12 protein-coding genes are annotated in these 14,892 nt (G+C 60.3%); 1 reads left to right on the top strand and 11 read right to left on the bottom strand.

The features are described from left to right. Positions 1-39: 39 nt before the first annotated feature. The 11 genes from D3M70_RS28480 to iolC form a co-directional block, all read right to left on the bottom strand. Positions 40-444: a TraR/DksA C4-type zinc finger protein gene (locus D3M70_RS28480; protein WP_120129301.1), complete on the bottom strand. Its 405-nt coding sequence runs from the start codon at positions 442-444 to the stop codon at positions 40-42. Between the two features lie 394 nt (positions 445-838). Then, positions 839-1,861, bottom strand: coding sequence for an ABC transporter permease (locus tag D3M70_RS28485; RefSeq protein WP_120129320.1), 1,023 nt, complete (start codon positions 1,859-1,861; stop codon positions 839-841). Between the two features lie 58 nt (positions 1,862-1,919). Next, positions 1,920-3,488: a sugar ABC transporter ATP-binding protein gene (locus tag D3M70_RS28490; RefSeq protein WP_120129302.1), complete on the bottom strand. Its 1,569-nt coding sequence runs from the start codon at positions 3,486-3,488 to the stop codon at positions 1,920-1,922. 85 nt (positions 3,489-3,573) lie between these two features. Next, complete coding sequence (locus D3M70_RS28495; RefSeq protein ID WP_120129304.1) at positions 3,574-4,503, bottom strand: sugar ABC transporter substrate-binding protein; 930 nt, start codon at positions 4,501-4,503, stop codon at positions 3,574-3,576. Positions 4,504-4,561: 58 nt separating this feature from the next. Then, positions 4,562-4,801, bottom strand: a complete 240-nt coding sequence (locus D3M70_RS28500; RefSeq protein WP_120129305.1) for a hypothetical protein — start codon at positions 4,799-4,801, stop codon at positions 4,562-4,564. A gap of 269 nt (positions 4,802-5,070) precedes the next feature. Continuing rightward, positions 5,071-6,090: a Gfo/Idh/MocA family oxidoreductase gene (locus D3M70_RS28505; RefSeq protein WP_120129307.1), complete on the bottom strand. Its 1,020-nt coding sequence runs from the start codon at positions 6,088-6,090 to the stop codon at positions 5,071-5,073. 118 nt (positions 6,091-6,208) lie between these two features. Further along, positions 6,209-8,140, bottom strand: coding sequence for a 3D-(3,5/4)-trihydroxycyclohexane-1,2-dione acylhydrolase (decyclizing) (gene iolD / locus D3M70_RS28510; RefSeq protein ID WP_120129308.1), 1,932 nt, complete (start codon positions 8,138-8,140; stop codon positions 6,209-6,211). Between the two features lie 96 nt (positions 8,141-8,236). Then, complete coding sequence (locus tag D3M70_RS28515; RefSeq protein WP_120129310.1) at positions 8,237-9,736, bottom strand: CoA-acylating methylmalonate-semialdehyde dehydrogenase; 1,500 nt, start codon at positions 9,734-9,736, stop codon at positions 8,237-8,239. Positions 9,737-9,857: 121 nt separating this feature from the next. Continuing rightward, positions 9,858-10,667 (bottom strand): 5-deoxy-glucuronate isomerase, encoded by an 810-nt coding sequence (gene iolB, locus D3M70_RS28520; RefSeq protein WP_120129311.1) that lies wholly within the window; start codon positions 10,665-10,667, stop codon positions 9,858-9,860. 2 nt (positions 10,668-10,669) lie between these two features. Then, positions 10,670-11,605, bottom strand: a complete 936-nt coding sequence (gene iolE / locus D3M70_RS28525) for a myo-inosose-2 dehydratase (protein WP_120129321.1) — start codon at positions 11,603-11,605, stop codon at positions 10,670-10,672. Between the two features lie 53 nt (positions 11,606-11,658). Continuing rightward, complete coding sequence (gene iolC, locus D3M70_RS28530; protein WP_120129313.1) at positions 11,659-13,596, bottom strand: 5-dehydro-2-deoxygluconokinase; 1,938 nt, start codon at positions 13,594-13,596, stop codon at positions 11,659-11,661. Positions 13,597-13,823: 227 nt separating this feature from the next. Between iolC and D3M70_RS28535 the strand changes: the two genes are divergently transcribed. Then, complete coding sequence (locus D3M70_RS28535; RefSeq protein WP_120129315.1) at positions 13,824-14,750, top strand: MurR/RpiR family transcriptional regulator; 927 nt, start codon at positions 13,824-13,826, stop codon at positions 14,748-14,750. The last annotated feature ends 142 nt before the right edge of the window (positions 14,751-14,892 follow it).

Here is a 14,892-nt window from a genome sequence, read left to right on the forward strand (position 1 = left end):
GAGAAAGGCAGTCGGGCCTCGACACGTCTGTCAGAAGGATCAGGCCTGACGCTGGTGGCGATCGATCTGTTCGTGACGTTCCTGCGCTTCGATGCAGTACTTGGTGGTCGGGCTGATCAGCAGACGCTTCAGGCCGATGGGCTCACCACTGTCATCGCACCAGCCAAAAGTGTCTTCGGCGATACGGCTCAGGGCCATCTCCAGCTGCGGAAGCATGCGCTGATCGCGATCGATCACGTTGACCAGCCAGTGGCGCTCTTCTTCGACGGAAGCTGCGTCAGCGGGATCAGCCGGGGTGTCCAGGCTTTCGATAGCGATACGGCTCTGCTCGATGCGCTCGTGGATTTCCACCTTCATGTCCTGCAGCAGCTTGACGAAAAATGCGTGCTGCTCCGCGTTCATGTAGTCATCGGCCGGCATCGCCAGCAACTTTTCCTTGGTCATTGATTTCTCTATAAAAAAACGTGCATTAAGGCGAATCAAGGGAGCGCCTTGGCCCAACTGTAAACGCGCCCCAGTCTCCAAGCGCCACCAGGCACTCAATTTACGAGGGGCGGCAGTCTAAGGCCGGGTTTCGTACTCGGCAACATAATTGAACAAGATTCGCTCAACAAGCCCCCGAATCCCCGTCGGTATTGAGCCCGACCGGTGTTTCAAGCTGTGTCCACGCGACATGTGCGTTGCCTGTAACTACGCCAACGCGGCCAAGCGCGCTCCTGGAACAAAACTGCCGCGCGTGTCCGGGACGCTTTCTGACCGGTCAATCGCGCTTCGGTTCAAATCCTCAAACCAACAAAAAGGGCCTGAAACCAGGCCCTTTTTCACATGATTCAGATGATCAGCGCTTGAGCTTGCGCTTGTTGCGGTATTGGTCGATGACCACCGCGACGACGATGATCAACCCTTTGATGATGTCTTGTACATAGGCATCCACACCGACGAAGGTGAATCCGCTGGCCATGACCCCGAGAATCAACGCGCCAATCACGGTGCCGGTGATGCGGCCGACGCCGCCTGCCAGGCTGGTGCCACCGATGACGGCGGCGGCAATCGCGTCCAGCTCGTAAGACACGCCCATGCCCGCCTGACCCGTGGCAGCCCGTGCGGAGGCCACCACGCCGGCTAGCCCCGCCAGCAGACCGGCGATGCTGTAGACGATGATCAAGTGACGTTTGACGTTGATCCCGGAAGTCCGCGCCGCCTGCATGTTGCCGCCGATGGCGTAGGTGTATTTGCCGTACTTGGTGTAACGCAAGGCGATGTGGAAGATCACTGCCACCACCAGAAAAATGATGACTGGCATCGCGCCTTGACCGATAGCGGTGTAGGAATCGTTAAGCATGCTCACCGGCTGGCCGCCCGTGTAATAACGCGCCAGGCCGCGAGCCGAAACCATCATGCCCAGCGTGGCGATGAACGGGGGGATTCCGGTGATTGCGATGATGCTGCCGTTGATGGCACCCGCCAGCAACCCGACCCCAAGGCCGGCGATAACCGGTATCCACACCGGCAGGTCGGTCAGGGAGGGAAATACCGCCCGGGTGTAGTCCGAAGACTGGGCAAGACTGGCCGCGATCATCGCGGTGAGCGCCAGGACCGAGCCCGATGACAGGTCGATACCGGTCGTGATGATCACCTGCGTGACGCCGATCGCGATCATGCCGATGATGGACACTTGAAGAATCATCAGCACCAGACGCTGGGAGTTCATCAGGAAACTCTGATCGCGCACCACCCAACCGAACACTTCGAAGATCAGGCCGATACCGATCAACACCAGAAAGATGCTCAGTTCAGTGGGCAAGCGACGTTTGTGCTTGGTCGGTGCCAAGGCGGGTTTGTTTTCCAGTATCGCGTTCATCTTCATGTGTGCCTCTTATTCTTGTTCCGACCCGCAATGGGCCATTGGCAGCCTGGATTCAGTGAATCGAATTTCCCGAAGCCAGGTGCATGACCCGCTCCTGAGTCGCGTCGGCGCGGTCCAGGGTGCCCATCATCTGGCCTTCATGCATGACCATGACCCGGTCGCTCATGCCCAGCACTTCCGGCAGTTCCGAAGAAATCATGATCACCGCCATGCCCTCACTGGCGAGCAACGAAATCAGCCGATAGATCTCGGCCTTGGCGCCGACGTCGATGCCGCGAGTCGGTTCGTCGAGAATCAGCACACGAGGGTTGGTCATCAACCAGCGCGCCAGCAAGGCTTTCTGCTGATTGCCACCGGACAGGGTGTCGATGCATTGCTCGAGCGATGGCGTCTTGACCCGCAGTTTCTTGCACATGTCTTCGCACAGCGCCCGCAGGGCTTTCTGGTGGACGAAACCGTTGCCGACGTAATGCGGCAGAACCGCCATTTCCATGTTTTCCAGCACCGAGAGGCACGGAAACAGGCCGCTCAGTTTGCGATCCTCCGTCAGCAGCGCGAAGCCTTTCTCGATGGCGAAATGCGGGTCGGTAACTTTGATCGGCGCGCCGTCCAGCTGGATTTCGCCACGGGTGCAGGGCGTAACGCCAAAAATGGTTTCAGCGACGTTGGTGCGTCCCGATCCCATGAGCCCGGCGATGCCCAGCACTTCGCCGGCATGCAGGTCGAACGAGACGCCGTCGAACACGCCCTCCAGTGACAGGTCGCGCACGGACAGCAGCAGCTTGCCAATCGGCTGGTCGCGCTCGGGGAACAACTGGGTCAGCTCCCGTCCGACCATCATCGAGATCAGGCTGTCGCCGTCCATACTGTCGGCGCGTTGCAGGCCGATGTAGGCACCATCGCGAAACACCGCCACTTCGTCGGCAATGGCGAACACTTCGTTCATTTTGTGAGTGATGTAGATGATGCCTTTACCCTGCGCCCGCAGGTCGGCAATGATCGAAAACAGATGGTCCACTTCCTTTTCGGTAATGGCCGAAGTCGGCTCGTCCATGATCAGCACGTCGGAGTCATAGGACACAGCCTTGGCGATCTCGACCATCTGCCGCTCGGCGATGCTGAGATTACCCACTTGCTCCTCGGGGTCGAGGTTGATGCGCAGACGCGCCAGCAATTCGGCGGTGCAGCGGTGCATGGCGCGGTGATCGACCATGTGCAAGCCGTTGAGCTGCTCGCGGGCGATCCAGATGTTCTCGGCGATGCTCATGTGTGGCATCAGGTTGAGTTCCTGGTGAATCATCGCGATGCCCGATTGCAGCGCCGCCAGCGGGGTGTCGAACACCACCGGTTTACCGCGCAGACGAATCTCGCCGGTGTCGGGCTGGTAGATGCCTGCAATGATTTTCATCAGGGTGGATTTGCCCGCCCCGTTTTCCCCCATCAGCGCCAGCACACTGCCAGGACGCACACGCAGTTCGACGTTGTCCAGCGCGACCACGCCAGGAAATCCCTTACTGATGTTGGTGATTTCCAGCAGGTACGGATGATCGGCAGTGCTGGCTGCCTGGTCAGGGGTTACGTCGGTCTTGGCTGGGGTCGTAGCAGTAGCGGAAGCGAACATGGTCACAGGCTCCTCAAGTGACATGAGTGGCAGAGGTACGGCAGCGCCGCCCTCTGCGTTCTGTCAGTTGTTGTTTTGTGAACGGTTATTTGAAGGTGCTGACGTTTTCGGGCGTGATCAGCTTGAAGGGAATCACGATCGCCTGTTGCGGCAAGGCTTCCTTCTTCGCCATCTTCACCGCCGCGTCGATGGAGCCTTCGCCCTGCCCCTTGGCGTCCTGAAACACCGAGACCGTGAGCTGGCCTTTCTTGACCGCGGCCAGACCGTCCGGCGTACCGTCTACTCCCGCCACGAGTACGTCGCCCTGCTTTTTGCCTGCTTGCTTCAGCGCCATGGAGGCGCCAATGGCCATTTCATCGTTGTTGGAAAGCACCGCACTGAAATCACGCCCCTGGGTCAGCCAGTTGTTGGTGATGTCCATCCCTTTCTGGCGTCCCCACGCGCCTTCCTGTTCTTCGGCGATCTTGATGGCAGGGTATTTTTTCAGGACTTCTTTGACGCCTTCGGTGCGGTCGCGGGTCGAGTTGTTCGACAGCTCGCCCAGCAGGATCACCACGGTGCCTTTGCCGTTCAGTTTATTGGCGATGTATTCCATCTGCATCCGGCCTGCTTCCTTGTCGTCGGAGGTGACCGACGCAACGCCTGCTGGCAGTTTCGGATCGTCAGGGCGGCGGTTGACATAGACCAGGGGAATGCCGGCGGCGGTGGCGGCTTCGGTGATGCGCCCCGTGGCGGCGGTGTCGACCGGGTTGACGATCAATGCGTCGACTTTCTTGCCAATCAGCTCCTGGACCTGGTCGAGCTGTTTGTTCACATCGTTGCGGCCGTCGACGAATTGCAAGTCGACGCCCCCCATGTCCTTGGCCTTTTTACCCATGTCTTCGCGCATGTAGGTCAGGTAGGTGTCATCGAACTGCGACATGGCCACGCCAATTTTCAGGTCGGCGGCCATGACGGCGCCGCTGCTGAGCATCAGGGCCAGTGCCAGGGAGGTAAAACGGGCTTTGGTATTCATGAACGGTCTTTCTCCAAATTCTTGTTGTTGTAGTGAATTGGCTAACGACGGCTGGTGTTCAGAGTGGTTTTGGGTCTGTGGAAAAGTGCGGATTGGCGAAGTGCGCGACCGAGGCGGCCGATGCGCCGCAGACCATCACGCCGTGGCTGTGCACGCACAGCACGCGGGCTACGGTTTCGAGGGTTCGATCGAGGGCGATGGCAATGACCGGTTTGATGCGCGAGGCGGCGGGCAACGAAGCAAGCAGAGAACGTGATGCGGATCGGCAAGCCTTGAAGGCTCTGTTGAAAATGTTCATCGACGGTACCTGTCTTTTTGGCTTTCTTGTTTTTGTTTCGCTCGCTCGGACCTGAAATCGGTGCAGCTGTTTTCAGGTGTGAGCGTCGATCGTCGGCAACCTGGAAATGACTCTATTGGAAAATAATTTCTACTTCAACCAGTTTTAGAATTTATTTCTATTTTACTTTTCATTGCCAAAATTCACGCGGTAACAGCACAGCTTGCCGGCGGTGGGCGGCGAAATCGCTGCCGCCGGCAAGCCGTGCTGCTACAGAGGGTAACCAGCGATTACAACTCCACCACCCGCCCTTCCAGCGCACTGACTCTGGCGGCATCTAGCACCTTTGCCGACGCCACGGCATCCCGCGCGTCCACCGGGTTGCGCGCCTGGTTCATCACAGCGTCCTGCAACTGGCGGTAGAACTCGGGCCAGTCGCCCCGCTCGGACGGCACACGTTCGCGGTGTTCACCCTGCTCGAACCAGCCCCAGCGCCGATGCTCCTCGACGCCCCAGCGCTCGCCTTCGGATTTGGGCGAAAGCCCCGCCAGCGCCGCAGCCTCCTGGCCGTCGAGGCCATCAACGGTATAGCAGCCCTGCGAGCCATTGACCCGAAATCGTGGACCTTGAGCGTTTTGCAGGCAGTTGCCCCACAAATGCGAGGTCACGCCGCTGGTGTGGATCAGTGAAACGAAGAAACCGTGGTCGATTTTTTTATCGGGTGTGGCGAACTCGAGTTCGGCGTACACCCGCTTGACCGGGCCGAACAACTGGAGCGCCTGATCCACCAAGTGGCTGCCCAGATCACGCAGAATACCCCCGCCGCTTTCCTTGCCCACCGAGGAAGGCGAGTAACGTTCGACGCGGGATTCGAAGCGGCTGATTTCCCCCAGCACGCCCTGATCGATCAACTTGCGGACGGTGAGAAAATCCGAGTCCCAGCGACGATTCTGATACACCCCCAGCAGGATGCCGCGAGCCTCGGCGGCGTCCACCAGTTCCTGGGCCTGTCTGGCATCGGGGGCGAACGGCTTGTCGCTGACCACCGGAACGCCAAGTTCGATGGCCTCCAGAATCAGCGCGCGGCGAGAGGCCAGAGGGGTGGAAATCACCACAGCGTCGACACCGGCAGCGACCATGTCGGCCAGGCTGTCGAAGGCCGGGACCTTGGGGTAATCCTTGCTCAGCTCCTGACGCCGTTCGGGGGAGCGGGTCACCACCCCCGCAAAGGTTGCGCCGTTCATGCTGGCCAGCAGCGGCGCGTGAAAGAAGCGCCCGCCCTTGCCGTAGCCGATGAGTCCGATTTTCATATCACTGTCTCCTCATGCCGTAGGAGCGCGCTTGCCCACGAAAGGGGTTGCCTGTGTCAAATGCGCTGACTGACACAGCGCAATCGCGGGCAAGCGCGCTCCTACGGCTTTGTGTTCATCAGTATTTACGGGCCTTGGCCAGCATTGGTTTTTGTCGTTCGAAGGCCTCGGCCGTGGTGCCTGTCGTGGACACTTCGGCCACGCCCACGCGCCACCACGACAGGTAGCCGTGGATCATGGTCTTGGGCAGGACCTTGATGTCGATCAGTGTCGAAACGGTCTGCTTGCGCGCATCGATCAACGCCACTTCCAGCTCCTCGACCGTTTTCACCGTGTACGTCTTGCAGCCATACGCCGCCGCGCTCATGGCGAAGTCCACGGGCACGAAGTCGCCATCGAGCTGCCCGGTCTCGGGGTTGCGGAACCGGAACTCGGTGCCGAAGCTGCCCATGCCGTTGCCCATCTGCAAGTTATTGATGCAACCGAACGCCATGTTGTCCAGCAGCACGACGTTGATCTTGCGCCGCTCCTGGATTGAGGTCGCCAGCTCGGAGTGCAGCATCATGTATGAGCCGTCGCCCACCAGCGCATAGACCTCGCGATCCGGCGCCGCCATCTTGGCCCCCAGCGCGGCATTGACCTCGTAACCCATGCAGGAATAACCGTACTCGACGTGGTAACTGTCGACACTGGTGCTGCGCCACGCCCGCTGCAAATCACCAGGGAGACTGCCCGCTGCGGCGACGATCACCGCGTCGCTGGGCAACTGCCGATTAAGGATACCGAGCACTCGGCTCTGGGTCAGACAGGAACCGGTCATCTCGATGAAATCGCGCAGCACCTGCGGATCCAGATGGCCGCTGACTTCGGGTTCGAAATCCTGAGTCTGGTATTCCACGGCGTACAGACGATCCACTTCCGCGTCCAGCGCTGCCCTCGCCTGCCGGGGGGCATCGCCCCAGTCGGCTTTAAAGTCGCCAAGAGCCTCACTCAAGGATTGCAGCGCCAGTTGCGCATCCGCCAGCACCTGCACGCCATCGAGCTTTTGCACGTCGAACGCGCCGACGTTGAGGTTGAGAAACTGCACGTCCGGGTTCTGGAACAGCGATTTGGAACCGGTGGTGAAGTCGCTGTAGCGCGTGCCGACGCCAATGATCAGATCCGCCTCGCGGGCCAGAGTGTTGGCCGCCAGCGAACCGGTCTCGCCGATACCGCCCATGTTCAACGGATGCGCCGAGACGATGGCGCTCTTGCCCGCCTGGGTTTCGGTAAACGGAATATCGAACCGCTCGGCAAAGGCTTGAAGCTCGGCCGCCGCGCCGGAATAACGCACACCCCCGCCGCAGATCAGCAGCGGCTTGCGTTTGCCCTTTAGCAGCGCCACCGCGTCCTTGAGCATGGCCTGTGTCGGCGGGCGACGGTCGATGCGATGCACGCGCTTTTGTAGGAAGGAATTCGGGTAGTCGTACGCCTCGGCTTGAACGTCCTGGGGCAAGGCGAGGGTCACGGCTCCGGTTTCGGCAGGATCGGTGAGCACACGCATGGCATTGAGGGCTGCGCTCATCAATTGCTCGGGACGGTTGATGCGGTCCCAGTATTTACTCACGGCCTTGAACGCATCGTTGGTGCTGATGCTCAGGTCGTGAAATTGTTCGATCTGCTGCAACACCGGGTCGGGCTGGCGGCTGGCGTAGACATCTCCCGGTAGCAGCAACAGAGGAATGCGGTTGGCCGATGCCGTGGCGGCGGCGGTGATCATGTTCGCCGCGCCCGGCCCGACCGAAGAGGTGCAGGCGTAGATCTTGCGCCGCAGGTGTTGTTTGGCGAACCCCATGGCCGCGTGGCACATGCCCTGTTCGTTGCGGCCCTGATGCACGATCAGCTCGCCGCTGTCCTGTTCCAGCGCCTGGCCCAGGCCCAACACGTTGCCGTGGCCGAAAATGGTGAACACCCCGGCGACGAATTTGCTCTGCACGCCATCGACTTCGACGTACTGGTTATCGAGAAATTTCACCAGGGCCTGTGCCATGGTCAATCGGGTCGTGGTCATGCTTGCACCTTGTTTTTATTGGAGGTGTCTGGGGTCAATTCGATTTCATGATCATGATTGTTCCCACGCCGAGCGCGGGAACGATCAAGTCGGAATTTACTTCGCCGTCGGCATGTTGAATTCCGCGCCCTTGGCGATGCTGTCAGGCCAGCGCTGCATGACGCTTTTGTAGCGACTGTAGAATCGCAGGCCCTCTTCGCCATATGCGTGGTGATCGCCGAACAACGAGCGCTTCCAGCCCCCGAACGAATGCCAGGCCATCGGCACCGGAATCGGCACGTTGATGCCGACCATGCCCACCTTGATGTTGCGCGCGAACGCCCGGGCAATGCCGCCATCGCTGGTGAAACAGGACACGCCGTTGCCGAACTCGTGAGCGTTGATCAGCTCAACCGCCGACGCGAAGTCAGGCACATGCACGATGCCCAGCACCGGGCCGAAAATCTCTTCCTTATAGACAGTCATCTCGGGGGTGACTTCATCGAACAGCGTGGCGCCGACGAAAAAGCCCTTTTCCGCGCCGGGCACCGTAAAGTTTCGTCCGTCGACGATCAGCCTGGCGCCTTCTTTCACGCCCTGATCGATATAGCCCTCGACCTTGGCCTTGTGCACGGCGGTCACCAGCGGGCCCATGTCGGAATCTGTGTTCATGCCGTTGCCAACCTTGAGCGAGTCGATGCGCGGCAGCAGTTTATCAATGAGTTTCTGGCCGACATCCCCCACCACCACGGCAATCGAAATCGCCATGCAGCGTTCGCCCGCCGAGCCATACGCGGCGCCAATCAAGGCATCGGCGGCCTGATCCAGATCGGCGTCAGGCATGACGATCATGTGGTTCTTCGCCCCGCCCAATGCCTGGACGCGCTTGCCATGAGCGGTGCCCTGCTGATGGATGTACTCGGCAATCGGCGTCGAACCGACGAAGGAAATCGCTTCGATGCCTTTGTGTTGCAGCAACGCGTCGACAGCCACCTTGTCGCCCTGCACCACGTTGAACACGCCATCCGGCAGGCCGGCCTGTTTCAGCAAACGGGCCATCAACAGACTGGCGGAAGGGTCACGTTCGGACGGTTTGAGGATGAAGCAGTTGCCGGTGACCAGTGCCATGGGAATCATCCACAGCGGCACCATGACCGGGAAGTTGAACGGCGTGACGCCGGCGCACACACCCAGCGGCTGGCGCAGGTTCCAGTTGTCGATGCCACCGCCGATGTTGTCGCTGTAGTCGCTTTTGAGCAGGCTCGGCGCGCCACAGGCGAACTCGACGATTTCGATGCCGCGCACCACCTCGCCCTTGGCGTCGGAAAACACCTTGCCGTGTTCACGGCAGATGATTTGCGCCAGTTCGTCGTGATGCTGATCGAGCAGCTCCTTGAACTTGAACATCACCCGCGCACGGCGCAGTGACGATTGATCGGCCCATGCCGGGAAGGCAGCCTGGGCAGCGGCGACGGCTTGATCGACGGTTCGGAGTTCCGCCAGCGCCACACGGGCCTGAACCTCGCCGGTGGCCGGGTTGAACACATCGCTGAAACGCTCGCTGGCGTCCTGGACCTGGCCGTTGATGTGGTGGCCGATAATCGGGGCGTTGCTCATTACTGGACTCCTTGCGAAATAGTTATGCCGCTGTAGCAGCACGGCTTGCCGGCGGTTCGATTTCAGGTCCGCCACCGCCGCAAGCGGGGCTGCTACTGGATCTGCGTATGCGCTGGCGCGTCTACAGATCCATCAACCACTGGTGCTGCGGATCATTGTGGAATTGCCAGGCGCGTTTCGGCCCGGCCATCACGTTCAAATAATAGGATTCGTAGCCGTAAGGCACGCTGACCGGGTGGTAGCCCTTGGGCACGGTCACCAGATCGTTGTTCTCCACCGCCATGGCCTGATCGATGCTGCGGTCATCGGTATAGACCCGCTGAAACACGAAACCCTGCGGCGGATTGACCTGATGGTAATAAGTCTCCTCAAGAAAGCTTTCATGAGGCAGATCGTCCTTGTCGTGCTTGTGCGGCGGATAGCTGGAGGAATGCCCGGACGGGGTGCGCACTTCCACCACCAGCAACGAATGCGCAGGTTCGGAGTCCGGCAGGATGTCGCAGACGTAACGGGTATTGGCCGCCTTGCCGCGCACGCTGCGTTTCATCGATTCAGGTTTGATCAGGCGCGCGGGCAAGCCTTTGCCTGTATCGCCAGATGCCGCGCAGACCGCGATCTGCACGGCGCTCAGCGCCACGACCTGGGCCTGGCTGTTCGGCGGCAGATACACGGCGAACGGCGACTTGTCTTCGAAGACCGATTGCCGATCGCCGATGTTTTCCCAGTTGAACGCGCCTTGCCCCGGCGCTTCGCCGCTGACGCTGACCCGTCCGCTGAGCAGCACCAGGCACAGTTCCTTGTCACCCGAGTTGACCGGCAAACGTTCGCCGACGGTCAGTCGATGCGCTGAAAAACCGACGTATTCCAGCACCCCTTCGCCCAGCGCCACGACATCGCGGCCCTCGGCCTTGCTCTTGACCAGGAGATTCATGTTCACACGCTCCTTTGTGCAGGCTGATCTAAACCCGTGCTGTTCTCTTGGGCAGCTGCCAGCAGGTTGCGCAGCGTTTCATAGCCCTTTTTGGCGTAGACATAACTTGGCGCAACCGCCGGGTCCTGCTCGGCCTCGACCACCAGCCAGCCCTCATAGCGGGCCTGGATCAACACCTCCAGCAATGCCGCGAAATCGATGTCGCCATCGCCCGGCACAGTGAACGTGCCATTCACGATGCAGTCCGGAAAGCTCCACAGGTTGTTGCGCGCCAGTTGCACCACCGGCTTGCGCACGTCCTTGAAATGCACGTGGCACACACGGCCAATATGACTGCGCAGCACTTGCAACGGATCGCCGCCGCCCATGTAGCAATGGCCCGAATCGAACAGCAGACCGACCTCACTTCCCGTACGGGCCATCAGTTGATCGATGTCCTCGGGGGATTCGACATAGGCGCCCATGTGATGGTGGTAGGCCAGACGCACGCCTTGGGACAGCGTGAAACGCGCCAGCTCCGTGAGCTTGTCCGCGTATTCCTGCCAGGCGCTGTCGCTGTGAAAACGCGGGCGCTCGACCAGACGAATGCGCTGGCCCTGGATCGAGTCAGCCACCTCGCCATACACCAGCACCTTCGCGCCGTTGTGTTTCAACAGTTCGACGTGACCGGCAATGGCCTCGATCTCTTCGGCCACCGAGCGGCTGGCCAGACGGCTCGAATACCAGCCCGAAACCAGCGCCAGGTCGTAGGGTTTGAGGACATCAGCGACGCCCTTGGCGTCTTTCGGGAATTTTCCGTTGAGCTCGAAACCTTCGTAACCGATCTCCTTGCCCTCACTGAGCGCGGTGCTCAGCGGTGTTTCGCCGCCCAGAGCCGGCAGGTCGTCGTTGCTCCAGGAAATCGGGTTGATGCCAATTCGGATTGCGGAAGCGGGCATGGCTGCACCTTTATTGTTTTTGTCGCTTTGAAATGTGTTCACGGTCCTGAGGTTTACGCCCGGGCGTCACGCCAGGATTCGATCAGAAAACCGAACGTGCTTTGCACCCGACTGATCAATCCGGCATCGTCGATCTCCCCTTCCAGCCACGCTCGGCTCGGTTCGTGAAAGATCGTACGGCCCACCGCAAAGCCGCGACAGGTGGTGCTTTTGCTGGCTTGACGAAATCCGGCGGCGAGGGTTTCGGCCGGGGCGTTGAGGCCCAGCAGCACCACCCCGCGGCAATACGGGTCGCGTTCCTGGATCAGCGCGTCGAGTTTCTCCCAGACATCGGCCGGCTGGGTTTCGATCTTCCACCACGCGGGGTAGATGCCAAGGTTGTAGAGGCGCTTGAGCGAACGGTAGATCACGTCAGGGTGCTTCGACGGATGCTCCTTCGGCGGGATGACCTCCAGCAGCAGTTCATGGCCGCTGGCCTGGGAGGCCTGATACAACCCCATCAACTGCGCTTCCTGCTCCAGACGCAGCATCGGTTCGTCATCGGGGTGGTATTGCACCAGGCACTTGATGATCTGCTCTTTCGGCCAGGCCATCAGGTTGCTGCCGATGGAGCGCCCATGCTCGAAGGCCAGTGGCCGCGAGCCTTGCACTTCCACCGGCCGGGCAATCCACCAGTTGCGACCGGTGGCCGCATTGAGCGAGTCCTGCCCGAAACGCTGATCGGCGAGCAGACCGACGTCGGCTTCGATGCCACGTTTCTTCAGATCCGCTTCGACCCGTTCCACGGCCTGAATGAACAGTTGCTTCAACTGCCCGATGCACGCCAGGTCGCGACCGGCTTTCTGCGCCAGCTCCACCAGTTGCCCACGATGATCGAAAGCGAAGATGAACAGTTGCTTCCAGTCCCTGCGCGGCACGCTGACCTGATGCAGACGCTGCAAAACCGCATCCTGATCGGGACGGGTGATCGGCACCGGGCTGTTGAACAGGTAGTCGAGTTCGACCAGTGTCGGCATCGCCGGCGCGCACGCGTGACGCGACACCACCAGACCGCCGCAGGCGTTCGCCAACTGACAGCAGCGTTCGTCACTTGCGTCGTCCAGCCAGCCCTTGAGAAAGCCCGACATGAAAGCGTCGCCGGCGCCCAGCACATTGAGCACTTCCACACGGACACCTGGGTAGATGGCGCCGTCTTCGAGTTTTGCGGGAATCGCGCCATGAATCACCGTGCAGCCTTGAGGGCCTAGTTTGACCACCAGCGTCGCGGCGGTCAGTTCGCGCACCTTGCGCAGCGCGCTGAGCAAGTCGGTCGAGCCGCCTGCGATGAGGAACTCTTCTTCGGTGCCGACGATCAGGTCGAAACGCGGCAGGATGCGCTGCACATGCTGGCTGACGTTCTGGTTGGCAACGAAACGGGTCTCGCCGTCGGCTTTGCCGGTCAGGCCCCAGAGCACTGGCCGGTAGTCGATGTCGAGCACGCGCTTGACGTTGTGCTTCTCGGCATAATCCAGCGCCTGGCCGCTGGCCTTGAACACCTGATCGGTGGAGAAATGGGTACCCGTGATCAATAAAGCCTTGCTTGAGGCAATCTGCGCTTCGTCGATGTCTTCGGCCTGCAGGGCCATGTCGGCGCAGTTTTCGCGATAGAACACCAACGGAAATGTCTCACGGTCCTTGATGCCCAGCAGGACCATGGCGGTCAGGCGCTCGGCATCGACCTTGATGCCGCTGACGTCGCAACCTTCGCGGGCCAGCGATTCGACCAGAAACCGCCCCATGTGGTCATTGCCGACGCGGGTCAGCATGGCCGACTTGACGCCCAGCCGTGCGGTGCCGAAAGCGATATTGGCGGAGGACCCGCCCAGGTATTTGGCGAAACTGCTGACATCCTCCAGACGCGCCCCGATCTGCTGCGCATAGAGATCGACACCCAGACGTCCGAGACATACCACATCCAACTGACGCCCACTGGCAAAACGAGTCTGGCCCATGCTGGCTCCTCTTATTTTTATTAAGCCCTGGCTTGCGAGAAGCCCTGTTCGTGGTTGCAGACTAGAACGCTCCAGAGCAAGGAGCAATGATTTTTTCTAAATTTTTTTCATGTGGAATATTTTTTCCACTTTGCGCAAATGCTGGCTGTTCGTGCTAAACAGAGGCGATACAAACGTGAAGCGCTGTAAACTGCGCGCCATAAGAAAAGCTCGAGGAATTCAACCGTATGTCCAGCACCGATCAGCCCTCCTTGCCCGATACCGGCGCCGACGCTGCCTCTTCACAGCTCAATGCGCCGGAAACCGCCGAGGCACTGCTTAAGCTGATCACCACTGAATACGAAAGCCTGCCTCGTCAGCTCAAGCGCATCGCCAGCTACATGAGCCAGCAAAGCGACCGGATCATGGTCGACCGCATCAGCGACATTTCCCGGGAATGCGAGGTTCACCCTTCAGCGATCGTGCGTTTTTCCCAGCGCTTCGGCTTCAGCGGGTTCAGTGAAATGCAGGCGCTGTTTCGCGAGGCCTACACCCACAAAGCCACGCCAGTGCAGAACTACCAGCAGCGCATTCGCAGCATGATCGCCAACAAGTCGCAGAAAGCCAGCGGTGGCGATCTGGCCCGCGAATGTGTGAACGCCACGCTCTCGGGGCTTGAACGCCTGGCACTGGAACTGGATGACGAAGCCTTCGAAAAAGCCGTGGATCTGGTGGTCAACGCCGACAACATCTACGTCGTGGGCGTGCGTCGCTCCTTCGCCGTCGCCGACTATCTGGTCTACAACCTGCAGCACACCAACAAGCGCATCCACCTGATCTCGGGGCTGGGCGGCAGTTACCGTGAGCAGATGCGCAGCGTGCGCGCCAACGATCTGGTGATCGCGATCAGCTTCACCCCGTACGGCAAGGAAACCCAACACTGCCTGCGCATCGCCCAGCACCATCAGGCCAAGACGCTGATCATCACCGACAGCAACCTTTCGCCGCTGGCCAAACGTGCCAACTCGGTGTTGCTGGTCAACGAAGGCAGCTCGTTCGCTTTCCGTTCTCTGAGTGCAACGCTGTGCTTGTGTCAGGCGCTGTTCATTGCCGTGGCGTATCGGCTGGAACTGAAGGTGGACGAGATGTCGGAGCAGGTCGGATTCGAGGATTGAAAATCACCAGGCGCTTGATTCGGCCCAATGGGCGTGCGAGCTCGCCGGGCTGGCGCTCCACCTTGTCAGCGATCTGCCGGGAACCGGCAGTAAAGCCTGTCGAAGGCGGTTTGTCTGGAGCGGCGCGGTGGATGGTTTTACT

Source organism: Pseudomonas sp. LS-2 (assembly GCF_003605735.1).
Lineage (GTDB): Bacteria > Pseudomonadota > Gammaproteobacteria > Pseudomonadales > Pseudomonadaceae > Aquipseudomonas.

Bases quoted from the DNA above. Each gene is read 5' to 3' on its own strand.
- D3M70_RS28480 (WP_120129301.1), bottom strand. From the start codon at position 444: ATGACCAAGGAAAAGTTGCTGGCGATGCCGGCCGATGACTACATGAAC.
- D3M70_RS28485 (WP_120129320.1), bottom strand. From the start codon at position 1,861: ATGAACGCGATACTGGAAAACAAACCCGCCTTGGCACCGACCAAGCAC.
- D3M70_RS28490 (WP_120129302.1), bottom strand. From the start codon at position 3,488: ATGTTCGCTTCCGCTACTGCTACGACCCCAGCCAAGACCGACGTAACC.
- D3M70_RS28495 (WP_120129304.1), bottom strand. From the start codon at position 4,503: ATGAATACCAAAGCCCGTTTTACCTCCCTGGCACTGGCCCTGATGCTC.
- D3M70_RS28500 (WP_120129305.1), bottom strand. From the start codon at position 4,801: ATGAACATTTTCAACAGAGCCTTCAAGGCTTGCCGATCCGCATCACGT.
- D3M70_RS28505 (WP_120129307.1), bottom strand. From the start codon at position 6,090: ATGAAAATCGGACTCATCGGCTACGGCAAGGGCGGGCGCTTCTTTCAC.
- iolD (WP_120129308.1), bottom strand. From the start codon at position 8,140: ATGACCACGACCCGATTGACCATGGCACAGGCCCTGGTGAAATTTCTC.
- D3M70_RS28515 (WP_120129310.1), bottom strand. From the start codon at position 9,736: ATGAGCAACGCCCCGATTATCGGCCACCACATCAACGGCCAGGTCCAG.
- iolB (WP_120129311.1), bottom strand. From the start codon at position 10,667: ATGAATCTCCTGGTCAAGAGCAAGGCCGAGGGCCGCGATGTCGTGGCG.
- iolE (WP_120129321.1), bottom strand. From the start codon at position 11,605: ATGCCCGCTTCCGCAATCCGAATTGGCATCAACCCGATTTCCTGGAGC.
- iolC (WP_120129313.1), bottom strand. From the start codon at position 13,596: ATGGGCCAGACTCGTTTTGCCAGTGGGCGTCAGTTGGATGTGGTATGT.
- D3M70_RS28535 (WP_120129315.1), top strand. From the start codon at position 13,824: ATGTCCAGCACCGATCAGCCCTCCTTGCCCGATACCGGCGCCGACGCT.